This window comes from Curtobacterium sp. Arg-1, from assembly GCF_025643395.1.
Lineage (GTDB): Bacteria > Actinomycetota > Actinomycetes > Actinomycetales > Microbacteriaceae > Curtobacterium > Curtobacterium poinsettiae.
Genome location: NZ_CP095731.1, coordinates 1,923,869 through 1,950,417, shown reverse-complemented (window position 1 = coordinate 1,950,417; position 26,549 = coordinate 1,923,869). Strand labels below are relative to the sequence as shown.

Annotated in this window: 24 protein-coding genes; 14 read left to right on the top strand and 10 right to left on the bottom strand. The window is 70.9% G+C overall.

Annotated features, from left to right (window positions below):
- The first annotated feature begins 189 nt into the window (after nucleotides 1–189).
- The 4 genes from tatC (at nucleotide 190) to MXD64_RS09375 (ending at nucleotide 5,442) form a co-directional block, all read left to right on the top strand.
- Nucleotides 190–942, top strand: coding sequence for a twin-arginine translocase subunit TatC (tatC, locus tag MXD64_RS09390; RefSeq protein ID WP_031259811.1), 753 nt, complete (start codon nucleotides 190–192; stop codon nucleotides 940–942).
- On the top strand, nucleotides 939–3,377 hold the full coding sequence (locus tag MXD64_RS09385; protein WP_017887313.1) for a DEAD/DEAH box helicase: 2,439 nt from the start codon (nucleotides 939–941) through the stop codon (nucleotides 3,375–3,377). Before tatC ends, MXD64_RS09385 begins: the two co-directional genes overlap by 4 nt.
- A gap of 11 nt (nucleotides 3,378–3,388) precedes the next feature.
- Nucleotides 3,389–4,981, top strand: a complete 1,593-nt coding sequence (gene lnt, locus MXD64_RS09380) for an apolipoprotein N-acyltransferase (protein WP_263136346.1) — start codon at nucleotides 3,389–3,391, stop codon at nucleotides 4,979–4,981.
- 110 nt (nucleotides 4,982–5,091) lie between these two features.
- Nucleotides 5,092–5,442, top strand: a complete 351-nt coding sequence (locus MXD64_RS09375) for an RNA polymerase-binding protein RbpA (protein WP_027465636.1) — start codon at nucleotides 5,092–5,094, stop codon at nucleotides 5,440–5,442.
- A gap of 73 nt (nucleotides 5,443–5,515) precedes the next feature.
- Here MXD64_RS09375 and MXD64_RS09370 read toward each other — a convergent pair whose 3' ends face one another.
- Together MXD64_RS09370 and MXD64_RS09365 are read right to left on the bottom strand one after the other, a co-directional pair.
- Entirely contained in the window at nucleotides 5,516–6,739 is a 1,224-nt protein-coding gene (locus MXD64_RS09370; RefSeq protein ID WP_263136345.1) for an SPFH domain-containing protein, read from the bottom strand.
- Nucleotides 6,736–7,209 carry an NfeD family protein gene (locus MXD64_RS09365; RefSeq protein ID WP_017887317.1) on the bottom strand — a complete coding sequence of 158 codons (474 nt, stop codon included), beginning with the start codon at nucleotides 7,207–7,209 and terminating at the stop codon, nucleotides 6,736–6,738. The genes MXD64_RS09370 and MXD64_RS09365 overlap by 4 nt, the downstream gene beginning before the upstream one ends.
- A 154-nt stretch (nucleotides 7,210–7,363) precedes the next feature.
- Here MXD64_RS09365 and MXD64_RS09360 point away from each other — a divergent pair, with 154 nt between their 5' ends.
- The 5 genes from MXD64_RS09360 to MXD64_RS09340 all read left to right on the top strand — a co-directional run bounded on the left by MXD64_RS09360 (nucleotide 7,364) and on the right by MXD64_RS09340 (nucleotide 11,745).
- Nucleotides 7,364–8,125 carry an SDR family oxidoreductase gene (locus MXD64_RS09360; RefSeq protein ID WP_056068678.1) on the top strand — a complete coding sequence of 254 codons (762 nt, stop codon included), beginning with the start codon at nucleotides 7,364–7,366 and terminating at the stop codon, nucleotides 8,123–8,125.
- Between the two features lie 10 nt (nucleotides 8,126–8,135).
- Nucleotides 8,136–8,588, top strand: coding sequence for an NUDIX hydrolase (locus MXD64_RS09355; RefSeq protein ID WP_017887319.1), 453 nt, complete (start codon nucleotides 8,136–8,138; stop codon nucleotides 8,586–8,588).
- A 91-nt stretch (nucleotides 8,589–8,679) separates the two neighbouring features.
- A complete protein-coding gene (locus MXD64_RS09350; RefSeq protein ID WP_263136344.1) occupies nucleotides 8,680–11,073 on the top strand; it encodes an excinuclease ABC subunit UvrA in 2,394 nt (797 codons plus the stop codon).
- Nucleotides 11,074–11,196: 123 nt separating this feature from the next.
- Entirely contained in the window at nucleotides 11,197–11,481 is a 285-nt protein-coding gene (locus MXD64_RS09345) for a DUF4190 domain-containing protein (RefSeq protein ID WP_017887321.1), read from the top strand.
- A gap of 108 nt (nucleotides 11,482–11,589) precedes the next feature.
- Entirely contained in the window at nucleotides 11,590–11,745 is a 156-nt protein-coding gene (locus MXD64_RS09340) for a hypothetical protein (protein WP_262117580.1), read from the top strand.
- 157 nt (nucleotides 11,746–11,902) lie between these two features.
- Here MXD64_RS09340 and MXD64_RS09335 read toward each other — a convergent pair whose 3' ends face one another.
- From MXD64_RS09335 to MXD64_RS09325, 3 genes are all read right to left on the bottom strand, one after another.
- Nucleotides 11,903–12,487, bottom strand: a complete 585-nt coding sequence (locus tag MXD64_RS09335) for a hypothetical protein (RefSeq protein WP_194590934.1) — start codon at nucleotides 12,485–12,487, stop codon at nucleotides 11,903–11,905.
- A gap of 56 nt (nucleotides 12,488–12,543) precedes the next feature.
- Nucleotides 12,544–13,575, bottom strand: coding sequence for an alcohol dehydrogenase catalytic domain-containing protein (locus MXD64_RS09330; RefSeq protein ID WP_214533030.1), 1,032 nt, complete (start codon nucleotides 13,573–13,575; stop codon nucleotides 12,544–12,546).
- Nucleotides 13,576–13,666: 91 nt separating this feature from the next.
- Nucleotides 13,667–17,131, bottom strand: a complete 3,465-nt coding sequence (locus MXD64_RS09325; protein WP_263136343.1) for an SdrD B-like domain-containing protein — start codon at nucleotides 17,129–17,131, stop codon at nucleotides 13,667–13,669.
- A 185-nt stretch (nucleotides 17,132–17,316) separates the two neighbouring features.
- Here MXD64_RS09325 and MXD64_RS09320 point away from each other — a divergent pair, with 185 nt between their 5' ends.
- Complete coding sequence (locus tag MXD64_RS09320; protein WP_017887325.1) at nucleotides 17,317–17,757, top strand: GNAT family N-acetyltransferase; 441 nt, start codon at nucleotides 17,317–17,319, stop codon at nucleotides 17,755–17,757.
- A 13-nt stretch (nucleotides 17,758–17,770) separates the two neighbouring features.
- Here the strand turns inward: MXD64_RS09320 and MXD64_RS09315 are convergent, their stop codons facing one another.
- Entirely contained in the window at nucleotides 17,771–18,451 is a 681-nt protein-coding gene (locus MXD64_RS09315; RefSeq protein ID WP_017887326.1) for an SDR family NAD(P)-dependent oxidoreductase, read from the bottom strand.
- A 102-nt stretch (nucleotides 18,452–18,553) separates the two neighbouring features.
- Here MXD64_RS09315 and MXD64_RS09310 point away from each other — a divergent pair, with 102 nt between their 5' ends.
- On the top strand, nucleotides 18,554–19,387 hold the full coding sequence (locus MXD64_RS09310; protein ID WP_197068614.1) for a helix-turn-helix domain-containing protein: 834 nt from the start codon (nucleotides 18,554–18,556) through the stop codon (nucleotides 19,385–19,387).
- Here MXD64_RS09310 and MXD64_RS09305 read toward each other — a convergent pair.
- Nucleotides 19,374–20,594: a beta-ketoacyl-[acyl-carrier-protein] synthase family protein gene (locus tag MXD64_RS09305; protein ID WP_263136342.1), complete on the bottom strand. Its 1,221-nt coding sequence runs from the start codon at nucleotides 20,592–20,594 to the stop codon at nucleotides 19,374–19,376. The genes MXD64_RS09310 and MXD64_RS09305 overlap by 14 nt on opposite strands.
- Nucleotides 20,595–20,648: 54 nt before the next feature.
- On the opposite strand from MXD64_RS09305, the gene MXD64_RS09300 reads away from it, so the two are divergent.
- Nucleotides 20,649–21,227, top strand: a complete 579-nt coding sequence (locus MXD64_RS09300; protein ID WP_214533026.1) for a TetR/AcrR family transcriptional regulator C-terminal domain-containing protein — start codon at nucleotides 20,649–20,651, stop codon at nucleotides 21,225–21,227.
- A 42-nt stretch (nucleotides 21,228–21,269) separates the two neighbouring features.
- Here MXD64_RS09300 and dhaM read toward each other — a convergent pair whose 3' ends face one another.
- The 3 genes from dhaM to dhaK form a co-directional block, all read right to left on the bottom strand.
- The gene (gene dhaM, locus MXD64_RS09295) at nucleotides 21,270–22,004 is read right to left on the bottom strand and encodes a dihydroxyacetone kinase phosphoryl donor subunit DhaM (RefSeq protein ID WP_056068662.1); all 735 of its coding nucleotides are present in this window, start codon (nucleotides 22,002–22,004) and stop codon (nucleotides 21,270–21,272) included.
- On the bottom strand, nucleotides 22,001–22,627 hold the full coding sequence (gene dhaL, locus MXD64_RS09290; RefSeq protein WP_017887331.1) for a dihydroxyacetone kinase subunit DhaL: 627 nt from the start codon (nucleotides 22,625–22,627) through the stop codon (nucleotides 22,001–22,003). Before dhaL ends, dhaM begins: the two co-directional genes overlap by 4 nt.
- Before the next feature lie 111 nt (nucleotides 22,628–22,738).
- Nucleotides 22,739–23,740 carry a dihydroxyacetone kinase subunit DhaK gene (dhaK, locus tag MXD64_RS09285; RefSeq protein WP_056068660.1) on the bottom strand — a complete coding sequence of 334 codons (1,002 nt, stop codon included), beginning with the start codon at nucleotides 23,738–23,740 and terminating at the stop codon, nucleotides 22,739–22,741.
- A 315-nt stretch (nucleotides 23,741–24,055) separates the two neighbouring features.
- On the opposite strand from dhaK, the gene MXD64_RS09280 reads away from it, so the two are divergent.
- Together MXD64_RS09280 and glpK are read left to right on the top strand one after the other, a co-directional pair.
- Nucleotides 24,056–24,781 carry an MIP/aquaporin family protein gene (locus MXD64_RS09280; protein WP_017887333.1) on the top strand — a complete coding sequence of 242 codons (726 nt, stop codon included), beginning with the start codon at nucleotides 24,056–24,058 and terminating at the stop codon, nucleotides 24,779–24,781.
- 83 nt (nucleotides 24,782–24,864) lie between these two features.
- Complete coding sequence (gene glpK, locus MXD64_RS09275) at nucleotides 24,865–26,376, top strand: glycerol kinase GlpK (protein WP_017887334.1); 1,512 nt, start codon at nucleotides 24,865–24,867, stop codon at nucleotides 26,374–26,376.
- Nucleotides 26,377–26,549 lie beyond the last annotated feature (173 nt).

Here is a 26,549-nt window from a genome sequence, read left to right as displayed (position 1 = left end):
GATCTCGCCAGGTACGCCCTGTCGCGCTCGCCCGCGCTCCCGCGTGCCCGCCTCACCCGCTCGACCCGCCCACGCCGACCCCCGGCGGACTGTCGGTCCCGACCCCGTAAGATCGACCACATGGCTTCGACGACCGCGCGCGGGCGAGCGAAGCGGCAGGGGCGCCAGAAGACCGACGCCGAAGGCCGCATGTCGCTCGGGCAGCACCTCATCGAGCTGCGCAACCGCCTCTTCCGCGCAGTGGTGGCGATCGTCATCGGCGCGGTCGGTGGATGGTTCCTCACCCCGTGGGTGCTCGACTCGCTGCGGGCACCGGTGACCGAGCTCGCCAAGGTCGGCGGGCACACCGCCGAGCTGAACTTCCCGATGATCACCGGGGCGTTCGACCTCAAGCTGCAGATCGCGATCACCATCGGTGTCGTCATCGCGAGCCCCGTCTGGCTGTACCAGATCTGGGCGTTCATCGTGCCGGCGCTGATCCGGCGTGAGCGGCAGTACGTGTGGGGCTTCCTCGGCACCGCCATCCCGCTGTTCTTCGCCGGGTGCTACTTCGGGTGGTACATCCTGCCGCACGTGGTCGGCATCCTCGGCAGCTTCGTGTCCAGCCAGGACACCTCGATCGTCGACGCCAAGGCGTACTACGACTTCGTCATCAAGCTCATCGTCGCGGTGGGCATCGCCTTCGTCCTGCCGGTGTTCATCGTCCTGCTGAACTTCGTCGGCGTGCTGTCCGCCGCCGCGATCATCAAGAGCTGGCGTGTGGCGATCCTCTGCATCCTGGTGTTCTGCGCGATCGTGACCCCGAGCGCCGACGTCATCTCGATGTTCCTGCTCGCCGTCCCGATGGTGGTGCTCTACATCGCAGCGTGCTTCGTCGCCTGGATCCACGACCGCCGCGTGGCCAAGCGGCAGGCGAAGCTCGACGAGGAGTACGGCCTGTGAGCGGCACGAGCGCAGCCGAGCGGTTCGCCGCGGCCAAGGTGCGCAACCGGTCGCGCAACCTCGAGCTCTTCCGGACCGACCTGCGGTTCGACCTCGACCCGTTCCAGTTCGCTGCCTGTGACGCGCTCGACCAGGGCCGCAGCGTGTTGGTCGCCGCCCCGACCGGTGCGGGCAAGACGATCATCGCCGAGTTCGCCATCTGGCTCGCCATGCGGCAGCCGACGGCGAAGGTGTTCTACACGACCCCGATGAAGGCGCTCAGCAACCAGAAGTACGCCGAGCTCGTCGACGTCTACGGCGAGTCCGAGGTCGGCCTGCTCACCGGCGACACCAACGTCAACCCCCGCGCCCGCGTCGTCGTGATGACGACCGAGGTACTGCGGAACATGATCTACGCCGATTCGGACCTGCTCGACGACCTCGCCTGGGTGGTCCTCGACGAGGTGCACTACCTGGCCGACCGGTTCCGCGGTGCCGTGTGGGAAGAAGTGATCCTGCACCTGCCGACCGAGGTCCGCCTGGTCTCGCTCAGTGCCACGGTGTCCAACGCCGAGGAGTTCGGCGACTGGCTGCAGACCGTCCGTGGCGACACCGACGTCATCGTCTCCGAAGACCGCCCGGTCCCGCTCGAGCAGCACGTCCTGGTCGGCTCGAAGATGGTCGACCTGTTCGACTCGAGCGGCGCAGCGGCGACGAACCGTGTCAACCCCGAACTGCTCCGCATGGTCGGCGGCGGCGCACGGAGCGAGCGGAACGGCGGCGGACACCGCGGTCGTCGTGGTCGCGGCGGGTACCCCGAGCGCCGTGGGCCCCGCACCGAGAAGGTGCACCGCGAGCAGATCGCGCACATGCTCGACGAGCGGATGCTGCTGCCCGCGATCTTCTTCGTGTTCAGCCGCAACGGTTGCGACCAAGGCGTCCGGAACGTCCTGCGGTCAGGGCTGTCGCTGACGACGGTGCCGGAGCGCAACGAGATCCGCGAGACCGCGGAGTACCACTGCCGCACCCTGCCGGACGAGGACCTCGCAGTGCTCGGCTACTGGGAGTTCCTGGAAGGCCTCGAGCGCGGGGTCGCGGCGCACCACGCCGGCATGCTCCCCGCGTTCAAGGAGGTCGTGGAGAACCTCTTCCAGCGCAAGCTGCTGAAGGTCGTCTTCGCCACCGAGACCCTGGCGCTCGGCGTGAACATGCCGGCGCGCACCGTCGTGCTCGAGAAGCTCGAGAAGTTCAACGGCGAAGCGCGTGTGCCGATCACCCCGGGGGAGTACACCCAGCTCACCGGTCGTGCCGGTCGTCGCGGGATCGACGTCGAGGGGCACTCGGTCATCCAGTGGACCGACGGCCTCGACCCGCAGGCCGTGGCGTCGCTGGCAAGCCGTCGCACGTACCCGCTCAACTCGTCGTTCAAGCCGACCTACAACATGGCGGTCAACCTGATCGACCAGTTCGGCCGGCAGCGCACGCGTGAGGTCCTCGAGACGTCGTTCGCCCAGTTCCAGGCCGACCGGTCGGTGGTCGACCTCGCCCGCAAGGTCCGCTCGCAGCAGGAGTCGCTCGACGGCTACCGGCAGGCGATGCAGTGCCACCTCGGCGACTTCACCGAGTACTCGGCGCTCCGCCGAGAACTCTCCGACCTCGAGCGCACGAACGTCCCCGGGGGTCGAGAGGCATCGCACGGCGCCCGCCAGGAACGCCAGGCCGCGATCACCGCGGTCCGCCGTCAGCTGCAGCGCCACCCCTGTCACACCTGCCCGGAACGCGAGGCCCACGCCCGCTGGTCCGAGCGCTGGTGGAAGCTCAAGCGCGCCAACGACAAGCTCGTCCAGCAGATCCGGTCCCGCACGGGCGCCGTCGCGACGACGTTCGACCGGGTCACCGACGTCCTGCTCGAGCTCGGCTACCTGGTGGACGGCGGCAACGGTGAAGCCACCGTGGCAGCCGGCGGCCGTCGTCTGCAGCGGATCTACGGCGACCGCGACCTGCTCGTGGCCGAGTGCCTCGAGGCGGGTGTCTGGAAGGACCTCACCCCGGCGCAGCTCGCCGCCATGGCCGCGACGATCATCTACCAGCCCCGTCGCGAGGACGCGCCCGGCACCGAGCACGCGCTGCCCCGTGGTGCGTTCCGCCCGGCGCTCGACGAGACCCTGACGATCTGGTCACGCCTCGACGACATCGAGCGTGCGGCACGTCTGGCCGGCTCGCAGCCGCCCACCCCGGCGATGGCGGTCGGCATGTTCCGCTGGGCGTCGGGCTCGGCGCTCGATGACGTCCTCCGGACCCTCGACCTGCCCGCCGGTGACTTCGTGCGCTGGTCGAAGCAGGTCATCGACCTGCTCGACCAGATCCGGAACGCCGGCGACGACGACCTGGCCCAGACCGCGAGGCGTGCGACGGACGCGGTCCGCCGCGGCATCGTCGCCTACGCAGCGGTCTGACAGGAGGCACGGTGCGGGTTCCGGAGACGACTGTGCGCGGGCTGCCCACGCGCGTCGGCCGCGGGGCGGCCGCGATCGGCCCGTTCGCCGCGTTGCCGCTGGGCACCGCGCTACCACTGGCCGTCATCGGCGGGATCCTGTTCGCCCTCGCGTTCCCGTCGCCCGGGTGGTGGTTCCTGGCCTACCCGGCGCTCGCCTGCATGCTGCTCGCGGTGATGGGGCAGCGTGCACGGCGCGCGGCGTGGATCGGCTACCTCGCCGGTGCGGCGTTCTGGATCCCCGCGATCTCGTGGGCCGGCCGCTACCTGGGCCCGGTCCCGTGGTTCGCGCTGGCGCTGTTGGAGGCCGCGTTCTTCGCCCTCGGCAGCGTGGCCATCGCCCTGGCGTACCGCTGGGTCGCGCGCGTGGTGCCGTCGACCGCCGGACGCGTGTGGGGCCTCCCGGCCGTCGTCGCTGCACTCTGGACCGGACGCGAGTGGTTCTCGGGGAGCTGGCCGTACGGCGGGTTCGCCTGGGGGCGGGTCGGGCTGTCGCAGTCGCAGGGGCCGTTCGCGCACCTGGCCGCGTACGTCGGCGTCCTCGGACTCACCTTCGTCGTCGTGTACTGCGTCGCGGTCGTCGTGTCGCTCGCGCTCGTGGCGCCCCGCGCGCCGGGCGTCACCCTCCGCCTGCCCGTGCGGGTGGCGACGGCGGGCCTGCTCGTCGCGGCGGTCCTTGCCGTGCCGGCGTGGCCGACGGCGACGAGCGGCACCATCCGGGTCGAGGCGGTGCAGGGCAACGGTCCCGCGGGCTACTTCGACCGCGCGGAGCCCGGTGACGTCCTGGCGGCGCAGGTCGCGGCGACGGACGTGGACGCGAAGGGTGTGGACCTGGTCGTCTGGCCCGAGGCAGGTGCGGAGTACGACCCGCGCCAGCAGCCCGTCATCGCCTCGGCGCTCGACTCCGTGGTCGACTCGCTCCACGCTCCGATCGTGGCGGGCGCCATCACGCAGACGCCGTCGGGGGTCCTGCACAACACGTCGTTCGTGTGGACCGCGGACGGTTGGCAGTCCTCGTACGACAAGAAGCGCCCGGTGCCGTTCGGTGAGTACGTGCCCGATCGCTGGTTCTTCTCGAAGCTCGCGCCGTCGCTCATCGGTCTGCTGCAGCGCGACTACACGCCGGGGACGAAGCCGAACGTGCTGTCCGTGGCGGGGGTCCGTGCCGGCATCTCGATCTGCTTCGACATCGTCGACGACTCTCTGACCGCCGACATGGTGCGCGGGGGAGCGCAGGTGATCCTCGCGCAGACGAACAACGCCGACTTCTCGGGCACCGACGAGAACCTGCAGCAGCTCGAGATCGCGCGGATGCGGGCCATCGAGACCGGACGCTCGCTCGTGAACATCTCGACCGTCGGAGCGTCGCAGGTCATCGACCCGAGCGGCCGCACGATCGACCGGGTTCCTGAGTACACCGCGACCTCGATGGTGACCGACGTGCCGCTCGGGACGTCCACCACCCCGGCGTCGATCCTGTCCGGGTCGATCACACTCCTGCTCACCCTCGGCGGGCTGCTCGTGCTCCTGGCCTGTGCGCCCTGGGGTCGTCGCGCCCGCTCCTGATCCGACCCGCCGCGCCCAGCCACTGGGAACGGACTGTGAATGCGCCGGTACGGGATTGATGGGGCGTGGGACAGTGTTGTGGAGGGCAGACGAGCGAGAGGAGCACACACATGGCTGATCGGAGTCTCCGCGGCATGCGGCTCGGGAGTCAGAGTCTCCAGAGCGAAGAGGGCGTCGAGCTCTCGGATCGCAAGCGCGCGGTCTACCAGACGGATTCGGGTGAGACGTTCGACATCGTCTTCTCGGCTGATGCGGACGTCCCCCAGACCTGGTCGGAGCCCCGCTCCGGCCGCGAGGGCCGACTGCTCGGCGACGACGGGATCCCCGTCGAGGTCGCCGAAGAGGACGTGAAGGCACCCCGCACCCACTGGGACATGCTGCTCGAGCGCCGCTCGCGCGAGGAACTCGAGGAGCTCCTCGAAGAGCGCCTGCAGGTCCTCCGCGCACGACGCGGCGCCTGACACCCCACGCACGAACGACGACGCCCGCCCCGGTTCCCCGGGGCGGGCGTCGTCGTTCGTGCGTGCCGGCGTGTCAGCGCCGACCGGAGCCGTCGCTCGTCCGGTGACCGGAAGCGTCGTCGCCCGGCGTCGTCGTAGTGTCCTCGACCTGCTCGGCGGTCGCGTCATCGGCGGCCGCGATGTGGGCGTCGACGCTGCGGTTCGACTCGGCCAGACGCGCGTCGAGCTCGGACTCGGGGACGATGTCGGCGGCGGTGGCGTCCGCGCGCGGCATCGTCGTGTCGGCGGATCCGCCCGCGGCGGTGTTCGCCAGGCTCTCGTTCGCGAGCTTCGAGATACGGGACAGGAAGTCCGCGCCACCGGCAGCACCTGCAGCACCGGCGACCGGTCCGGCGCCGCCACCACCGCGGCTGGCGCTGAAGCCCTTGGCGATGCCGGACAGGGCCTCGGTGAACTCGCTCGGGATCATCCAGAGCTTGTTCGACGTGCCCTCCGCGATCTTCGGCAGGGTCTGCAGGTACTGGTAGGACAGCAGCTTCTCGTCGGGGTCACCGGTGTGGATCGCCTCGAACACGGTCGCGATGGCCTGGGCTTCACCTTCGGCACGGAGGACCTGTGCCTTGGCGTCACCCTCGGCCGCCAGGATCGCGGCCTGCCGCTGGCCCTCGGCCTCGAGGATCTGGGACTGCTTGGTGCCCTCGGCCTGCAGGATCGCGGCACGACGGCTGCGCTCGGCACGGAGCTGCTGTTCCATGGCGTCCTGGATGGACACGGGCGGCTCGATCGCCTTGAGCTCGACTCGGCCGACCCGGATGCCCCACTTGCCGGTCGCTTCGTCGAGGACGACGCGCAGCTGGCCGTTGATGTTGTCGCGGCTGGTCAGGGCCTCTTCGAGGTTCAGGCCACCGACCACGTTGCGGAGCGTCGTGGTGGTGAGCTGCTCGACGGCGCCGAGGTAGTTCGCGATCTCGTAGGTCGCCGCACGGGCGTCGGTCACCTGGAAGTAGACGACCGTGTCGATCGAGACCACCAGGTTGTCCTCGGTGATCACGGGCTGCGGCGGGAACGAGACGACCTGCTCGCGCATGTCGAGCAGCGGCCGCAGACGGTCGATGAACGGCACCAGGAGGTTCAACCCCGGGTTGAGGGTCTTGTGGTACTTGCCGAGACGTTCGACGACGCCCGCGGTGGCCTGGGGGACGATGCGGATCGCCTTCGCCAGGACGACGATCACGAAGATGACGACGACGAGGATGAGGACGAGCAGTGCGATCGTCCCCGGGGAGATGCTGGTCACGAGGTGGCCCTTTCTGCGAGGCGTACGACCGCGGTCGACCCCTCGATCGACTCGACGACCACAGGGGTCCCGAGTGGCGGTGTGCGGTCGACGGAGTCCGCGGCGAACCGCGCGCTCCAGGTCTCGCCGTTGGCCAGGCGGACCTGGCCAGGGCTGGAAGCGGTGAAGGCGACCGCGACCGTGCCGGCGAGCCCGATGAGGCCCTCGACGTTGGTGCGGTGCGGGTCGGCGCCACGGCCGAGCGCGACGAGCAGTCGCGGTCGGACGAGCGACAGCAGCACGAGGGCGGCCACCGCGGCGACGATGGCGGACAACCACCACGGTGCGCCCAGGAGCGCGGCGACCAACCCGCCGGCGGCGCCCGCCGCGAGCATGATGAAGATGAAGTCGAGAGTGAAGATCTCGACCACGCCCAGGAGCAACACCAGGCCGATCCAGACGATGCTCTGGATCCAATCGATTCCGTTCACGCGATCTCCCTCCCTCGGTCGCGCGCGGCGGCTCGCTGCGTCGCGACAGCCGGTACAACTCCGTTCAACATATCAAGGACGTCCGACGACCGTGCAGGCGATTGGTAGGCTCGGTGCGCCCGACCGGCCGGAACCAGACCTGGAGAACACGACTGTGAGCAACCCCCTCGCCCCCGGATCCCTCACCGACAAGCGCGCCGTCGTCACCGGTTCGTCCCGTGGCATCGGCGCCGACACCGTCGGGTACCTGGCCGAGGCCGGCGCGAAGGTCGTCGTGAACTACCGCAACAAGGCCAGGCGGGCCGAGCAGATCGCCGAGAAGATCGTCGAGTCCGGTGGCTCCGCCCTGGCCGTCGGCGCCGACCTCACCGAGCACGACTCCGTGCAGGCCCTGGTCGACACGGTCGTGCGGGAGTGGGGCGGCATCGACCTGCTCGTGCTCAACGCTTCGGGCGGCATGGAGTCCGGTGTCGGCGAGGACTACGCGCTCCGTCTGAACCGCGACGCCCAGGTCGACATGCTGCAGACCGCCGTGCCGCACATGCCTGCCGGGTCGCGCGTGGTCTTCGTCACGAGCCACCAGGCGCACTTCGTCGAGACCGCCGAGACGATGGACGAGTACGTCCCGGTCGCCAAGAGCAAGCGTGCCGGGGAACTCGCCCTCCGTGCGCTCATCCCGCAGCTCGAGGCCGCGGGCATCGAGTTCGTCGTCGTCTCCGGCGACATGATCGAGGGCACGATCACCGCGACGCTCCTGAACCGCCTGAACCCCGGCGCGATCGAGGGCCGTCGGCAAGAGGTCGGCAAGCTCTACAGCGTGTCCGAGTTCGCGGCCGAGATCGCCCTGGCCGCCGTCGAGCCGATCCCCGCCGACCACACCAAGCTGGTCGGCGACGTCAGCGGGTTCGTCGGCTAACGTCGGGCGGGTGACCGCCAAGCCCGGCCTGCGCCGCACCTCCCGCATCCTGCTGCTCGACCCCCGTGGTCGCGTGTTCCTGATGGACACGAAGTCGCCCTCGTCCGACGGCGCGCACCGCTGGATCACGCCGGGTGGTGGCGTCGACCCGGGGGAGTCCCACCGCGACGCCGCGATCCGCGAGCTGCGCGAGGAGACCGGGATCGTCATCGACGAACCCGGCGAACCGGTCTGGTCGTGGGACTTCACCGTCGAGTGGGACCTCGCTGACCACGACCGTGGGCACGCCGAGTTCTACGTCGTCCGCACGCCGGGCTTCGAGTTGTCCGACGCCGAGTGGACCGACGACGAACGCGTCGACATCCTCGCCTCGCGCTGGTGGACGGCGGAGGAGCTCGAAGCGACCGACGAGGCGTTCGAACCCGCAGAGCTGCCGGACCTGGTGCGCCGTCACGGCGCCTGAGCACCCCACCACGGCCTGACGGCCGACCCACCAGCGGACGGGAGGCCCGTGGCGGCCCCGCCACGGGCCTCCCGTCGGTACGCTGACCCGCATGGACACCGATCCGGTCGACGACGACCCCGCCGGTGCCGTCGTGCACCCTGCCGACCGGCACGACCGGATCCGCGTGCGCGGAGCGCGCGCCAACAACCTGCGCGACGTCGACGTGGACCTGCCGAAGCGCCGGCTCACGGTGTTCACCGGGGTCTCCGGCTCGGGCAAGAGCTCGCTCGTGTTCGGCACCGTCGCCGCCGAGTCGCAGCGGATGATCAACGAGACCTACAGCGCGTTCGTGCAGGGGTTCATGCCCTCGCTCGCGCGTCCCGACGTCGACCTGCTCGACGGACTGACCACCGCGATCGTCGTCGACCAGGAGCGCATCGGCGCCGACCCGCGCTCCACCGTCGGCACCGCGACGGACGCGAACGCGATGCTGCGCGTGCTGTTCAGCCGACTCGGTCAGCCGCACGTCGGCGGACCGAACGCGTTCTCGTTCAACCTCGCCACCGTGACGGCCGGGGGAGCGATCACGGTGCAGAAGGGTGCGGACGCGAAGGCCCAGAAGGTCTCGTTCACGCGGCTCGGCGGCATGTGCGCGGACTGCGAGGGTCGGGGCCTGGTGAACGACATCGACCTGACGCAGCTGTTCGACGAGACGAAGTCGCTCGGGGACGGCGCGCTCACGATCCCCGGGTACGGGACCGACGGGTGGAACGTGCGGCTGTACGCCGAGTCGGGCTACTTCGACCGGGACACCCCGATCCGCGACTTCACCGAGCAGGAGCGGCAGGACTTCCTGTACCGCGAGCCGACGAAGCAGAAGATCGCCGGCATCAACATGACCTACGAGGGGCTCGTGCACCGGGTCCGCAGATCGTTCCTGCAGAAGGACCGCGAGGCGATGCAGCCGCACATCCGGGCCTTCGTCGACCGTGCGGTGACCTTCACGACGTGTCCGGCCTGCGACGGCACCCGGTTGAACGACACCGCCCGCTCGTCGAAGGTCGCGGGCCGCAGCATCGCCGACGTCTGCGCGATGCAGGTCACCGACACCGTCACCTGGCTGCGGGGTCTGGACGACCCGGGGGTCGGGCCGTTGCTCGAGGGGCTCCGTGACCTGCTCGAGTCCTTCGTCGAGATCGGACTCGGCTACCTGTCGCTCGACCGTCCGACCGGCACGTTGTCCGGGGGAGAAGGGCAGCGCGTGAATATGGTGAAGCACCTCGGCTCCTCACTCAGCGACGTCACGTACGTCTTCGACGAGCCGAGCACGGGGCTGCACCCGCACGACATCGAGCGGATGAACGAGCTGCTCGTCCGGTTGCGCGACAAGGGCAACACCGTCCTGGTCGTCGAGCACAAGCCCGAGGTCATCGCGATCGCCGACCACGTCGTCGACCTCGGACCCGGTGCCGGTTCCGGCGGTGGGACGCTCTGCTACCAGGGGTCCGTCGACGGGCTGCGCGCCAGCGGGACCGTGACCGGTCAGCACCTGGACGACCGCGTCACCGTGAAGTCCGACGTCCGTCGTCCGGACGGAGCGATCGCGATCCGCGGCGCGTCGGCCCACAACCTGCACGACGTCGACGTGGACGTCCCCACCGGGGTGCTCACCGTCGTCACGGGGGTCGCCGGTTCCGGCAAGAGCACACTCATCCACGGGTCGCTGGCCCGACGCGACGACGTGGTCGCCATCGACCAGAGCGGTATCCGTGGCTCACGACGGAGCAACCCGGCGACCTACACCGGCCTGCTCGAACCGATCCGCAAGGCGTTCGCGAAGGCCAACGGCGTCAAGCCCGCACTGTTCAGCGCCAACTCCGAGGGCGCCTGCCCGGCGTGCAACGGTGCCGGTGTCGTGTACACCGACCTCGGCATGATGGCGGGCGTCGCGAGCCCCTGCGTCGAGTGCGACGGCAAGCGGTTCGACCAGTCCGTGCTCGGGTACCACCTGGGCGGGAAGGACATCAGCGAGGTGCTCGGCATGTCCGTCGCCGACGCGTTGGCGTTCTTCGCGGCGGGGGAGTCCGCACTGCCGGCGGCCCACACGATCCTCGCCCGGCTCGCAGACGTGGGGCTCGGCTACCTGACGAGCGGACAGCCGCTCACCACGTTGTCCGGGGGAGAGCGGCAGCGGCTCAAGCTCGCGACGCACCTCGGTGACCGGGGCGGCGTGGTGGTGCTCGACGAGCCGACCGCGGGCCTGCACCTGGCCGACGTCGAGCAGCTGCTCGGCCTGCTCGACCGGCTCGTCGACGCCGGCCGGACGGTCGTCGTGATCGAGCACCACCAGGCCGTGATGGCGCACGCTGACTGGATCATCGACCTCGGGCCGGGCGCCGGGCACGACGGCGGGCGCATCGTGTTCGAGGGGACGCCCGCTGCACTCGTGGCGGCCCGGTCGACGCTGACCGGGCAGCACCTGGCGGCGTACGTCGGAGCCTGAGCCGGGGGACAGGCTCGGACGGTGAATCTGGGCGCCAGCCGTGTGCGAGGACTACTGTTCTGACCGACGCTCACGATCGGCTACCCGGCCTGGATCAGCGTCCTGACCCGAAGGAGCTCCACCATGTCCAACCCCGGCAACGCACCCGCGACCAACAGCGGCAACGGAATCGCCGTCGGTTCGCTCGTCCTCGGCATCGTCGGCGTCGTCTTCTCGTTCCTCTTCGTGTGGGTCGGACTCATCGCCAGCATCATCGGCCTGGTCCTGGGCTTCGTCGCCCGTCGTCGCAACGCCGGTACCCGAGGCATGGTGCTCGCCGGCATCATCCTGAGTGTCATCGGCCTCGTGCTCTCGATCATCTTCATCATCGTCGCTCTGACGATCGTCGTTCCCGCGATGAACAACTGAGGCTGATCGCCGCATGACAGCGGGCGCGTGGCGGAGTCGCCACGCGCCCGCTGTCGATCTCCGGCGCCGCTGGTACGTGTCCAGGAACCCGGGCGTACCGTCCGGCGCATGAGCTACAGCCAGCCTGACCCAGCCGAAGAGAGCACCCAGAGCGAGTCGCCGGAGCAGCCCGACACCGACCAGGCAAACCTGGAGGAACAGGGCGGCGAGCCGGCAGCGCTCGAGATCGACGCCGACGACGTCCCGACGAAGCCCGCCGACTGACGCCGTCGTCATCCAGTGAGCAGAAGAGGTCGAGTCCGGAGAACGGACCCGACCTTTTCTGCTCACTCAGCGCCGATCGGGTGTTCATGTGCGCGCCGATAATGCATATTATGTCAACTCGAATGGACCGGAGTCCGGAACGCCCCGCCTCCACCGGTCACAGTTCCCGACAGACGGATGCGGCAAGGACCAGCATGTTGACCTTCGCATCCGGGTCGTCACCGGCGTAGCTGACGTACACGTTCGGCGAGGTCCGGCCTCCTGAGAACCGCACCTGGGTCCACGTGCTCCGGCCCCGGTCGTCGCCACGGCGGCTGATGTCGTACCGCGTCCAAACCCGCTCGGCGTTGTCGAGCACTGTCCGTGGCGTCACTGCAGACGTGCTCGACAGGTTCACTTCCCGGCGGATCCCAGCATCACCGGTGGTGAAGCCGAGGACGTCGGTGTTCGAGCAGACGGAGTCGCCGGTCAGTTCCCCGAACGGCGCAGGCCGGGACTCCCCCTCGTCGTAGTAGTCCTTCCACTGCGACAAGCCACCGTTCGCCTCCATGAACGCGTTCACGACAGCGACGGTCCGTTCGTCCTGCTGGGTGGCGACGGCATCGGACGCGATGTACGGCCGGTGGCCTTGGCAGGCGGCAACGATGAGCACGAACACCGTCATGAAGACCGTACCGATCACCAGGTTCTTCACGGTCCGTCGACGACGAGCGGCGCGTCCCTCGAGCGTGTCGTCTTCCATGGCGCCCCTTCCCCCGCGGTTCAGCATGCCAGACAGGACGCGGGGCCGGCGCACCGTCAGAACGTCGCGACGGTCATCCCCGGAGAAGTGGCTGGCCGGTCCATCGCGACGAGCGCCTCGGGCAGGTCGTCGAAGCCGATGGTGCGGCCGATCGTCTCCTCCGGCCGGAGCCGCCCACTGACGACGGCGTCGAGCATCGCGCCGTACTCCCCGACCGCTGCGCCGTGACTGCCGAGCAGTTCGAGCTCGTCGGCGATGACCCGTCCCATCGGGATCGCCGGCGTTGCTTCGTCGTCGAGCAGCAGCCCGACCTGCACGTGTCGGCCGCGCGGACGCAGGGATGCAACCGCCGCGACCGAGGTGGCACGGCTGCCGTAGGCGTCGATCGACAGGTGCGCTCCCCCGGCGGTGCGGGAGCGAACCGTGGTCACCGCATCGGCGTCCATCAGCACCGTGTCGGCACCCAGTGCTGCGGCCCGTTCGAGCGCCGCCGCGGAGACGTCCACAGCGAGCACGTGCGCACCGGCGGCCACGGCGACCATGATCGCCGACAGCCCGACTCCCCCGGAGCCGTAGACCACGACCCACTCCCCTGCGCTCACCCGCCCGCGGGCGTGCAGGGCGTGGAACGCGGTGCCGAAGCGGCAGCCCAGTGCCGCTGCCACCGTGAACTCCACGGCGTCGGGCAGGGCGACGAGGTTCAGATCGGCGTGCGGGACCACCAGCGACTCCGCGTAGGACCCCTGCAGGTCGAAGCCGGGCTGCTGCTGGGCGGTGCACACCTGGGTCGCGCCGTCGAGGCACTCGGCACAGGTGCCGCAGGCGAACACGAACGGTGCCGTGACCCGGTCGCCGACGGCGAAGCGCTGCACGTCGGTGCCGATCGTCGCGACGACGCCGGCGAACTCGTGGCCGGGCACGTGCGGCAGCCGGACTGAGTCGTCGTGGCCCTTCCACGCGTGCCAGTCACTTCGGCAGACACCGGTGGCAGCCACCCGCACGACGACACCGTGGTCCGGGGCGACGGGCTCCGGCAGGTCGACGATCGAGGGGACGGAACCGAACTGGGCGTACTGGACGGCGCGCATGCCGCCATCCTGACAGACGGCGTCGAACGACGACGGAGCCCCGACCCCGGAGGTCAGGACTCCGCCGCATCGCCGTGCTGCCGGTGACGGATCAGCGCTGTCGCCGCTGGTTCCGGTTCGTTCCGAGCATCGCGGCCCCGAGCGCCAGCAGCAGGAGTGCGACGCCGAGGACGAGCGGCGTCCCCGACGTGCCGGTGAAGGCGAGCCCCTGGACGCCCCCGCGCGCTCCGGGCGACGGCGCCACAGTCGGAACGGCCGTCGACCCGGACCCGCCCCCGGGCCCGGAGCCGGGGACCGTGCCGGCGCCGGGGACCGTGCCGGCGCCGGGAACCGTTCCGGGGTCTGGCCCGGGTTCAGGTTCGGGATCCGACGGCGAGTCACCGAGCAGCAGTCCGGCATCGACGGTGCGGTCGCGGGTGATCGATTCCTTCGCGCCTTCGTCGGAGCGTTCCCACGCGATCGAGACCGCGGGCGTCTCGCCGTCCTGGCCGGCGTCCGAGTCGATGGTGCCGTCGGTGCCGACGTGCTCCTTCGTGAACCGACGGCCGTCCGCAGCCGTGAAGGCCACGACGTAGTCCCCCGGGCGGAGTCCGTCGAAGGAGTACTGCCCATCGGGTCCGGACCTGGTCGCGCGTGCGACGTCGGTTCCGCGGTCGTCGACGCCGGACAGTCGGATCGGCACGCCGTCGATGCCCGGTTCGTCGGAACCCTGGAGGCCGTCGTCGTTGCTGTCCGTCCACACCCGGTCCCCGATGCTGCCGGCGACCACCCGCACGGTGGCGCGGTTCGACAGCGCGGCGAGTTCGAGGTTCGAGGCGCGGAGCCCGAAGCGGTTCGTGTAGGTGTCGCCGTCCCGCTCCCCGTGGGTCCGCAGCACGACGTGGTGTCGGACCGTCTGTCCCGGCGCGACACCGCGGGTCCGTTCGATCCGCACGGCGGTGACGTCGGCGAGTTCCGCGGATCCGCACGCGGGGTCGCCGAGGTCTGCCGCCGCGCACCAGAGCGTGCTGCCGCCCGGCTGGTTGGACGCTGCCGTGCCGTCGAGCGAGATCGTGGCCGGATCGCTGGTGGTGTAGCGCACGGTCTCACCGGCGCCGGGCGCGACGTCGACGCGGTCGGCCAGCGAGACGGCCCCGTGGAAGGCGGAGCCCTGGGGGTCGCTGCGGTGCGGCAGGACGTCGATGACGTCGAGCCCGCTGATGCTCCGGGCGTCGCGGTTCGTGTAGAGCAGGTCCCACTCGAGCTGGTCCCCCGTCGCGACGACCGGTTCGGTCGCCACCTTCTCCACGCCGACACCGACCGCGGCGACGACCTGCACCGCTCGTTGGGTGTCGCGGCGGAACGCTTCCGAGCGGTCCGTCGGCGAGGCGATGGTCGCGTAGTTCTGCACCGGTCCGGCAGGCGCGAGACTCGACACCTGCAGCTCGTAGGTGATCGGCGGGATCCTCGTGTTCGGCTGCAGGCCGTCGAGCGTCCACGTGAGGCGCTGGCGGAGGTTGCCGGCGTTGTCCGTGATCGTGTCGAGCTCGGCCGGCCTGGACGCACTCTCGGGGATGTAGTCGGTGTGCATCGGCAGCACGTCGCGGACCGTCACCGTGGTCGGCTGCCCACCGGAGTGGCCGTTGGTGAGTGTCGGGTAGAGGGCGTACTCGAGGGTGCTCCCGGAGCCGACGAAGCTCGTCTTGTCCGGTGTGTCCTCCGCGGTCGTGCCCGGGTCGACGATCTTCTTCCTGATGCGTGCCAGGTTCTCCGTGATCACGACGCTGTCGGCCATCGCTCCGGCACCGTTCTCCGGCCGGGCCGTGTCGTGGGTCCAGACGTCGGTGTGTTCGCCGAGCAGGGCGTGTCCGAAGTCGTACGCGCGGGTCCCCGAGGGTGCGTCGGCCACTGCGACGTACGTGTGCAGCACCGCTCTCGCCCCACCGTCGACGTCGCCGAGCGCGCGCACGGCGCCGACCGCGGCGCGACCGCCCGGAACCTCGTCCGGGCTGGCGAACCACGGTCCGTCGTCATCGCCGCACGTGTGGTCCCGCCCGGCCGCGGGGTTCGTCATGTCGTAGGCCGCGTACTCGATGCGCGGCCTGCTCAACCCGCTGGTCCACGCCGTCGCGCCCGGGGTGCCCCCGCGGGTGAGGCGCTGGGTCCCGCGATCGAAGGTGTCGCAGAGGATCGTGCCGGTCCAGCGGCTGTACCCGTCGTTGAGGACGGTGACGTCGCTCCGCAGGACCTGCCCCTGCGTCACCCATGGATCGCCCGCGCGGGCGGAACCCTCGACGGTGGTGCCGGCGCTGTCGATCACGTGCCAGAGTCGCTTGCCGGCGGTGCCGGACCCGACACCCACCAGGTTGCGCGACGTGCTGTTGTCGGCGAGGGGCTCCTCGCTGCCGGGGTAGTTCTGTGCGCCACTCGCCGACGTGGTCTGCAGAGCCGAGTACCGGTTGGTCGACAGGACCGAGCCCGGCGGGTAGGGCAGCCAGAGGCTCAGGTAGCCCGAGACGAAGTACGCCCTGGTGCCACCCGTGACCGGGCCGCCGCTGAGCGACTGGGTGGGGATGCGGCCCGGGTCGGTGACGGTGTCCGTGATCGTCACGTCGACGTCCGCGCCGGGCGAGGACTGCGCGCAGACGATGGTCCCCGAGTCGACCACGCTGCGCGGCCCGCCACCCCGTCCGCCCGGCAGGCCGTCGAAGCGCCAGGCGTTCGTTGCGTTCACGCCGCAGGCAGGCGCGGTCCCGTTCCACAGCACGGCGGTCGACGGCAGGTCGCCGAGGATCTCGGACACGTCGTCGGTGAAGGTCATCGGGCCGGTGCTCGCTTCGAACCCGAGCAGGCCCTGTCCGGCGACGACGGGCTCCCAGTTGACCGCGATCGGGTAGACGAGACGCAGGCCTCGCTCGCCGTCGGGACCGATGACGTCAGGGGTGAGCGAGGACCCGACGACGTCCTTGCTCAGGTTGTAGCGCGCGGCTGCCGAGACCGTCACGGTCGGCGCGACTGCCGTCACGACGCCGTTGTCCGCGTTGTCCGCCGTGGCTTCGACCGTGACCTCGATCTCGTCGCCGTGCCGCATGGTGCCGGAGACGTCGAGCACGACGGGGACCTCGACGAGGTTGCCCTCGGTCAGGTCACCGACCGAGCAGGTGAGTCGCTGCCCGTCGATGCGCGATGCGGCCCCGGTGCACGGCTTCGGCAGCCCCGCCCAGGTCGTGCCGGCCGGAGCGGTCACGACGAACCGTTGGTTGACGCTGTCGCCGTCGTTCACGCTCATCTCGACGCTGTACGTGATCGCGTCGAGTGTCCGCACGATGCCGTTCGTTCCGCTCGAGTCGCCCCCGGGCCGGTCGTCCGGGGTGAACGGGCCGTTGCCGTCCTTGGCGACCTTCGCAGCGAGACCGACCGTCCCTGCCGGACGGACGGTCGACGTCGCAGGGTCCGTCGTGGCCGTGCCCACCGCTCCCCCGGCCGGGGTCGCGCCCGCGGGGGCGGCGGCGGTGAGCGGGAGCGTCAGCGACAACGCCGTGGCGACGACAGTTCGGATCGGGATGCGTGTTCGCATGGGACTCCTCGTGCGGGCGGGTGCAGGGTGCACCCACTGCCCAGGAGTGTAGGAATCCATCTGGAATGCTGCAATGAATATTTCGTATTCGCTCTGACGCTTCCGCCTCGGTCGGCATCGAGGACCGGTCCACCGGATCCCGATCGGACGTCGCCCCGCGGCCGCGTCTCCGGTTGACTGGGACGATGACGGATCTGCGCTTCTCCACCGACCCCGCCGACCTCGACGTGGACCGCGTGCACCGCTGGTTGAGCGAGGAGTCGTACTGGGCGCGCGGGCGCGACCGGGCGACCCAGGACGCGATCATCGCCGGTTCCCGGAACTTCGGCGTCTACGACGCGGTGACCGGCGAGCAGCTCGGCTACGCGCGGGTGGTCACCGACGGTGTCACGTTCGGCTGGCTCTCGGACGTGTTCGTCGCCCCAGGGGCCCGGGGTCGGGGTGTCGGGGTCGCCCTGGTGCGCGGGGTGACCGAGGCGGTCGAGGCCCTCGGACTGAAGCGCTTCGCCCTGTTCACCGCGGACGCCCACGGCTTGTACGAGCGGTTCGGGTTCCGGCCGCTGCCCGATCCGGAGGGGTGGATGATGCGGCCCGGCCCGGGCTTCGGCGACGACGTGCACGACTGACGGAGCGCCGCCCTCAGTACTCGATGCGTCCCTCGCGGTTGTGGAACTCCCCCGTCGGCCCCTCGGTGCCGATCGTCGCGAGCGCGACCGTGGCGTCGGTGCCCTCGGTGATCGTCTGGTGCCCGCCGAACCCGTTGAACGCCGTCGCGGTGTAGCCCGGGTCGCTCGCGTTCACCCGGAACCCGGGCAGGTTCTTCGCGTACTGCACGGTCAACGCGATCACGGCCGCCTTCGACGCCGCGTACGGCACGGCCGGCACCCCGTACTCGTCGTGCCCGGGCGTGGTGAGCCAGCGTGGGAAGCCGACCCCCGACGCGACGTTCACGATGACGGGTGCTGCCGAGCGTCGCAGCAGGGGCAGCGCGGCCTGGGTCACCCGGACGATGCCGGTGACGTTGGTGTCGAGGACGGTCGCCATCGCGTCCGCGTCGAGGTCGTCGACCCCGAACGAGTCGCCGAGGATCCCGGCGTTGTTCACCAGCACGTCCAAGGACGGGATCGTGGCGATCGCCTCGTCGATGCTGGCCTGGTCGGTCACGTCCAGCTGCACGACGTGGGCGCCGAGCGCCCGGGCGTCGTCGCCGCTGGCCGGGTCGCGCATGCCGGCGTGGACGGTGTGGCCGGCTTCGATCAGTCGGCGTGCGGTCTCGAGTCCGAGGCTGCGGTTGGCCCCGGTGATCAGTGTCGTCGTCATGTGCCCAGCCTGCCCCAGCCGGCCCGGCCGCCCCAGGCACGGTGCGACGGTGGGACCGGCAGTACCAGGACGGACTGGAGGCGCGGGGCGATGATGGTGGACATGAGCGAGTTCGCGAACGTGTTGCGTTCCTGGCGTGACCGGGTGCGTCCCGAGGCGGTCGGCCTGCCGGCCGGCCCCGGCAGACGGACCCCGGGCCTCCGCCGCGAGGAACTCGCCGCCCTGGCGGGCGTGAGCGTGGACTACGTCGTCCGCCTCGAGCAAGGCCGGGCGACGAACCCGTCGCCGCAGCTGCTCGCGTCGCTCGCGACGGCGCTCCGGCTGTCGTCCGAGGAGCGGGACCACCTGTGCCGGGTGGCCGGCGTCGCCCCGCCGTCCCGTCAGGTGGTGCCGCGGCACGTCACGCCCGGCGTGCAGCGTCTGGTGGACCGACTCGGCGACGTGCCGCTCGCGGTGTTCACGGCGACGCACGACATCGTGCTCTGGAACGACCTGTGGGCCGCGGTGAACGGCGATCCGACGCGGTACGTCGGCCTCGACCGCAACCTGGTCTGGCGGCACTTCACCAAGGCGCGCGACGGGGTGGACTGGGACGAGGAGCACCAGGAGGAGTTCTCGAGTGACCTCGCCGCCGATCTGCGGCAGGCGTACGGGCGCTACCCCGGCGACCGTGACCTGGCAGCACTCGTCGACCGGCTGCTGCGGGAGTCGCCGGAGTTCGCCCGCCGGTGGGAGACCGGCCGGATCGCCGAGCACCGTGCGAGCCGCAAGGTCGTGCACACGCCGGTCGGTCCGGTGGAGATCGACTGCGACGTGCTGACCGTGCCGGGTGGCGACCTGCGCATCGTCGTCTACACGGTCGTACCGGGCTCCGAGTCGGCCGCGAAGCTCGACCTGCTCCGGGTCACCGGCCTGCAGGAGCTCACGCCGCGGTGAACACCAGCGACGCGTTCTGACCGCCGAACCCGAACGAGTTGTTCAACGCCGCACCGAGCGGAGCCGTCCGCGCGGTGCCGGAGACGACGTCGAGGTCCACCGCGGGGTCGAGCTGGTCGAGGTTCAGGGTCGGCGGCACGGTCCCGGTCTCGAGTGCCCGCAGGGTCAGGATCGCCTCGACCGCCCCGGCCGCGCCGAACATGTGCCCGATCGCGCTCTTCGGTGCGGTGACCAGCGCTCCGGTGCCCACCGCACGGCTGATCGCGGTCGCCTCGCCGACGTCGCCGACCGGGGTGCCGGTCGCGTGCGCGTTCACGTGGTCGATGTCGCAACGGGTGAGTCCCGCCATCCGGATCGCGGACCGCATGGCCCGTTCCTGCTCGCTGCCGTCGGTGCGCGGCGCGGTGATGTGGTGCGCGTCCGAGGTGATCCCCCACCCGGCGAGCGTGCCGTGCGACCGCTGCCCGCGTGCGGCGGCGTGGTCGGCACGCTCGAGCAGGACGATGCCGGCGCCCTCGCCGAGGACGAAGCCGCGGCGGTCGGCGTCGAACGGCCTGGACAGGGTCGTCGGGTCGTCGCCGTCGGGCTTCGCGAGCGCCTGCGACTGCGCGAACGACGCCATGGTCACCGGGGTCACGGCGGCCTCGGTGCCGCCCGTGATGACGACGTCGGCCTCACCGGTCACGATGAGTCGCGCGGCGGTCGCGATGGCCTCGGCACCGGAGGCGCACGCCGACACCGTCGTGTAGGCGCCGCCCCGCGCCCCGTACGCGATGCTGATCTGCGCGGCGGCGCCGTTCGCCATGAGCATCGGCACCGTGCGCGGGGAGACCCGTCGGGCACCGGATGCTCCGAGCACGTCGTGCGCGTCGAGGAGCGTCTCCACGCCCCCGATCCCGGTGCCGATCACCACGGCGAGGCGGTCGCCCTCGACCGCGGGGGCACCCGCGTCCGTCCATGCTTCCTCCGCGGCGACGAGCGCGAGCTGCTGACTGCGGTCGAGGCGGTTCGCGCGGACCCGGCCCAGTGCCCCGTCGGCGTCGAGTGCCGCCTCGGCACCGACCCGGATCGGCACCTGTCCCCAGAGCGCTCCGTCGCGGTGCAGGGAGCGGACGCCGGAGCGACCGGCCACCAGGGCGTCCCAGAGCGGTGCGACGCCGTGGCCGAAGGGTGAGACCGTGCCGTAGCCGGTGATGACGATGTCCACGGGAACTCCTCTTGTACGTTGAACAAGTTGAGTTGTACCACGTACAATTCGGACATGGCAACCACGGTGGACGGCTCCGGCACGGCACGCGGCGCGGCGACGCGGGCGAGGATCCTCGCGGCGACGGCCGGACTGCTCAGCGCGGGCGCACGCACCGTCACCGTCAGCGAGGTCGCGCGGGCCGCGGGCGTGTACCCGAACCAGATCACGCACCACTACGGCTCGAAGGACCGCCTGGTGCTCGACGCCGCGTTCGCGCTGTTCCTCCGCGACACGACTCGGCTGCAGGCGGCCGGTCGTCGCGCGCGGTCGTCGGAGTCGTTCCGCCAGGTCCTCGCCCGGACCGCCCTCGCGATGCCGTCGACACCCCTCGTGGTCCGCGCGCTGGCGGCTGCGGGTGACGACACCGCCCAGCGGGAGCGCGTCCGACTGCTGCTCGCGGTGCTGTTCCGGCAGTCCGAACGCTACCTGGAGCGCGTCGTCGGCGACCAGGGATGGACGAGCCCCGGCGGCGTCGCCCGTGACGCCCGCACGTTCTGGAGCGCCGTGTTCGGTGCCACCCTGCTCGCCGACGCCGGGGTCACCGGCGGCCCCTCGGACCTCGACCTGGCAGGCACGGTCTCGATCCGGTGACCGGGGCGCGCACCGCCGCCGGGGACTCCCCCGGCGGCGGTGTCACTCGCCGAAGCCGGACCGGACCAGTTCGACCAGGGCGTCGACCGCGGCCTGCGCGTCCCGACCGGTCGCGTCGATCGACACCGTCGCGCCCTTCGGCAGCGCCAGGGCCATGATCGCGAGCAGGCTCTTCGCGTCCACACCGTTGACGTGCACGCTCGCGTCGTACTTCGCCGCCGTCTTGACGAACTCCGCGGCGGGCCGGGCGTGCAGCCCGGTCTCGTTCACCAGCTCGACCGACGCGCTGACGCGGTCTGCGCCGGCCGCGTCGTCGACGGGACCTGCCCCGTCGGCCGGCCCCGTGCCTCCAGGCTGGTCACCGGACGGACGGGAGGCGGTGCTCGCGTCCGCCTCGGAACCCGCGGCTGACGCCGCAGCGGCCAGGACCGCGTCGGCGTCCCCGCCCGTCTGGGCGGCGACCGCCGCGGCGACCGTGCCCTCGACCAGCGGGGCCGGCGACACGTGCACCCGTGCGCGGACGTCGTCGTCGAGGAAGTCGAGCGCGGTGTCGGTCGTCAGGTAGGCGGAGCCGAGGTCGCACAGCACCACGACGCCGTCGGCCCCGGCGAGTTCCTCGATGCCGGCGGTGATCGCCTCGAACGAGGTGCCGATGCCGCCGTCGTCGGTGCCGCCCGCGGCGACGAGTGGCACGTCCGCGGCCATCTGCCGGGCGAGCTCGACGGTGCCCGTCGCGATCGCAGCGCTGTGCGAGACGACGAGGATGCCGACGGTCACGCGGCGTCCACAGCTGCGCGCAGGATGTACGCGGTCGACTGCGCACCGGGGTCTCGGTACCCGATCGCGCGGTCGCCGAGGTAGCTCGCGCGGCCCTTGTGCGCCACGAGCGGCTCGGTGTCGGCGGCCCCCTGCGCTGCGGCGTCGGCTGCGGCGGCGAGCACGGCCTCCGGGTCGGCGCCGGCGCCGGCAGCCGCTGCGGCGGCGTCGACCGCGGGGCTCCACGCGTCGACCATCGTCTTGTCGCCGACGGCGGCCTTGCCGCGGGACACCACACCGTCACGCGCGGCGGTCAGGACCGCGACCAGCGTGTCCGCGTCGAGCTCGGACGCGTCCCCTGCAGCCTGCGCGGCCTTCAGGTAGGCGGTGCCGAACAGCGGACCGGCCGCGCCGCCCACCGTCGAGATGAGCTTCGTCGCGACGGCCTTGAGGACGGCGCCCGGGGTGTCGAAGGAGCCGGCGTCGACGGATTCGAGCACGGCGCGGAAGCCTCGGTCGAGGTTCTCGCCGTGGTCACCGTCCCCGATCTCGCGGTCGAGCGTGACCAGCTCGGCACGGTGTTCGTCGATCGTCGCGGCGGTGCGACGGACCCAGTCGATGGCCCATGCGGTGTCGAGCGCCAATGCGGTTCCCTTCGTGTGTCCGGCCCGGTGGGGTCCGGTGTCGTGGTCCGGTGGTCGAGCGTCCGTTGCGGTTGCGGTTGCGGTTGCGGTTGCGGTCGCAGGCGCGGTCGCTCAGCGTCCCCAGCGCAGGGCCGGGGTCTCCACCGGGGCGTCCCAGAGGGCCGTGAGTTCGTCGTCGAGCACCGTGACGGTGAGCGAGAACCCCTGCATCTCGAGGGACGTGACGTAGTCGCCGACCAAACTACGCGTGACCCGGTAGCCGCGGTCGGAGAGCACCTCGGCGGCGCGTCGGTAGGCGATGTACAGCTCGGAGAGCGGTGTGCCGCCCATGCCGTTGACCAGCAGCAGCAGTGCCGATCCGGCCGGGGCGTCCAGGTCCGTCAGGATCGGTTCGAGCACGCGGTCGACCAGCTGGTCCGCCGGCGCCATCGCGATCCGCTCGCGGCCCGGCTCGCCGTGGATGCCGATGCCGAGCTCGACCTCGTCGTCAGCGAGTACGAAGGACGGCTCCCCCGCGTGCGGGACGGTGCCAGAGGCGAGCGCGAGCCCCATCGAGCGCGTGACGTCGTTGACGTGCCGGGCCACGGCGGCGACCGCGTCCAGATCGTCCCCGCGTTCCGCGGCGGCACCGGCGCACTTCTCCACCACGACGGTCCCGGCGACACCGCGACGACCGGCGGTGAACAGGGAGTCCTGCACGGCGACGTCGTCGTCCACCACCACGGACTCGACCCGGACGTCGTCCATCGCGGCCAACTCTGCGGCGGTCTCGAAGTTCAGCACGTCGCCGGTGTAGTTCTTCACGATGTGCAGCACGCCGGCACCGCCGTCGACGGCCTTGGTCGCGGCGACGATCGGGTCGGGGGTCGGGCTCGTGAACACCGGACCGGGGACGGCGGCGTCGAGCATGCCGTACCCGACGAAGCCGGCGTGCAGTGGCTCGTGCCCGCTGCCACCACCACTGACGATGCCGACCTTGCCGGCCACGGGGGCGTCGGCGCGGTGCAGGTGGATCGGGTCCTCGACCAGCACGACGTGTCCGGCGTGTGCCCGGGCGAACCCCCGGACGGTCTCCTCGACCACGTTCTGCGGGTCGTTGATGAGCTTCTTCATGCGGTGCCTCCACGGGTACGGGGTCGAGCCGTGGCGGTCACACCGCGCGTCGTCGACCGGAGTGCGCCCAATCTACATCGGCGGCACGGCCAGCCGTCCGGCGGGGATGCACGTTCGTGCAGCACGCCGAGGACGCGTCACCGGCTCGGGATCGTGCTGGGGACACTCGTCCTGCACGTTCGTGCACGATCCCGCTCTCCGCTCACGAATTCACCACCCGGCCGTGAGCGTCGTCACTATGGTTGGCCTCAATCACTCAACGGGGAGTGCGGCGCACCACGGCCGGACCCCCACCTCACGCACTGGAGGTCACCGATGGACGACATCGGCGTCAAGTTCCTGTCCGAGCTCGTCGGTACGGCGATGCTCATCATCCTGGGTGGCGGCGTCGTCGCCGCCGTCTCGCTGGCGAAGTCCAAGGGCTTCGGAGCCGGCTTCCTCATGGTCACGATCGGCTGGGGCTTCGCGGTCTTCGCCGGTGCCACCGTGGCCTACAAGTCCGGTGGCCAGCTCAACCCGGCCGTCAGCCTCGCGCAGGCGATCCTCGGCAAGATCACCGTCGGCGAGATGTTCCTCTTCTGGATCGCCCAGGTGATCGGTGCGGTCATCGGTGCCGTCATCGTCTGGCTCGCGTACAAGCAGCACTTCGACGAGGAGCCCGACGCGGCCGCCAAGCTCGGAGTCTTCTCGACCGGCCCCGCGATCCGCTCGTACGGCTGGAACCTCGTCACCGAGATCATCGGCACCTTCGTCCTGGTCTTCGTCGTCCTCGCCTTCACCAACGGCGGGACCCCCACGGACCTCGGCGCCATCCCCGTCGCCTTCCTCGTGATCGCGATCGGTGTCAGCCTCGGTGGTCCCACCGGCTACGCCATCAACCCGGCCCGTGACCTCGGCCCGCGCATCGCGCACGCCTTCCTGCCCATCAAGGGCAAGGGCTCGAGCGACTGGGCCTACGCCTGGGTGCCGGTCGTCGGACCCCTGATCGGTGGCGCCCTCGCTGCCGGCCTGTCCGTCGCCCTGCTGCCCGTCGTCAGCTGACCCACCCCCACCCCGAAGGCGTGGGCGGCCGTTCCGCACGACCGACCACGCACCCGCACCGAACACACCCGTAAGGAGCACCAATGGCCGACTACATCGTCGCCATCGACCAGGGCACGACCTCGACCCGAGCAATCGTGTTCGACCACTCCGGTTCGATCATCTCGACCGGGCAGAAGGAACACGAGCAGATCTTCCCGCGCGCCGGGTGGGTCGAGCACGACCCCGCCGAGATCTGGGACAACACCCGCGAGGTGATCGGTCAGGCACTGTCGCGTGCCGACATCACGCGCCACGACGTCGCAGCCGTCGGCATCACCAACCAGCGCGAGACCGCCGTCGTCTGGGACAAGACCACCGGCAAGCCGATCTACAACGCGATCGTCTGGCAGGACACCCGCACGCAGGCCCTCGTCGACAAGCTCGCCGACGGCGACACGGACAAGTACAAGGCCATCGTCGGCCTGCCGCTCGCGACCTACTTCGCCGGCACCAAGATCATGTGGATCCTCGAGAACGTCGAGGGTGCGCGTGAGAAGGCCGAAGCGGGCGACCTGCTCTTCGGCACCACCGACACCTGGGTCCTCTGGAACCTGACCGGTGGCGTCGACGGCGGCGTGCACAAGACCGACGTCACGAACGCGTCCCGCACGCTGTTCATGGACCTCGAGACGCTGCAGTGGCGCGACGACATCCTCGCCGACTTCGGTGTGCCGAAGTCGATGCTCCCCGAGATCGTCAGCTCCTCCGAGGTCTACGGTCACGTCGAGTCCTCGAGCCTGCTGCGCGAGGTCCCGATCGCCGGCATCCTCGGCGACCAGCAGGCCGCGACCTTCGGCCAGGCCGCGTTCGACCAGGGCGAGTCGAAGAACACCTACGGCACCGGCAACTTCCTGATCTTCAACACCGGTACCGAGATCGTCCGCTCCGAGAACGGTCTGCTCACCACCGTCGGGTACAAGCTCGGCGACCAGGAGACGCACTACGCCCTCGAGGGTTCGATCGCCGTCACGGGGTCGCTCATCCAGTGGCTCCGCGACAACCTCGGCCTGATCGGCAGCGCCCCGGAGGTCGAGGCCCTGGCCAAGACCGTCGAGGACAACGGCGGCGTGTACTTCGTGCCCGCGTTCTCCGGGCTCTTCGCGCCGTACTGGCGTCCCGATGCCCGCGGCGCGATCGTCGGCCTGACCCGCTTCGTCAACAAGGGCCACATCGCGCGTGCCGCCCTCGAGGCGACGGCGCTGCAGACCCGCGAGGTGCTCGACGCGGTCAACGCCGACTCCGGTGTGGACCTGACCGAGCTCAAGGTCGACGGCGGCATGACCGCGAACAGCGAGCTCATGCAGTTCCAGGCCGACATGCTCAACGTGCCGGTCGTCCGCCCGGTCGTCGCGGAGACGACGGCGCTCGGTGCGGCCTACGCCGCCGGTCTCGCGGTCGGCTTCTGGGCCAACCTCGACGAGCTCCGTGCCAACTGGCAGGAGGACAAGCGCTGGGAGCCGCAGCTCGACGCCGCCGAGCGCGAGCGGACGCTCCGCCTGTGGAAGAAGGCCGTCACGAAGACCTTCGACTGGGTCGACGAGGACGTGCAGTAACACCGCACGCGCACGCTGACCGCGTGCACTGATCGCACCGACGGGAGGCCCGGTGCCGGTTCCAGGAACCGGCACCGGGCCTCCTGTGCGTTGCGTCTCCTGCGGGTCGGTCGCGGTCGGCCTGCCGGCCCGTCGGCCCGTCGGCGCGTCGTCGGGTGGTTGCCGGTACGGCA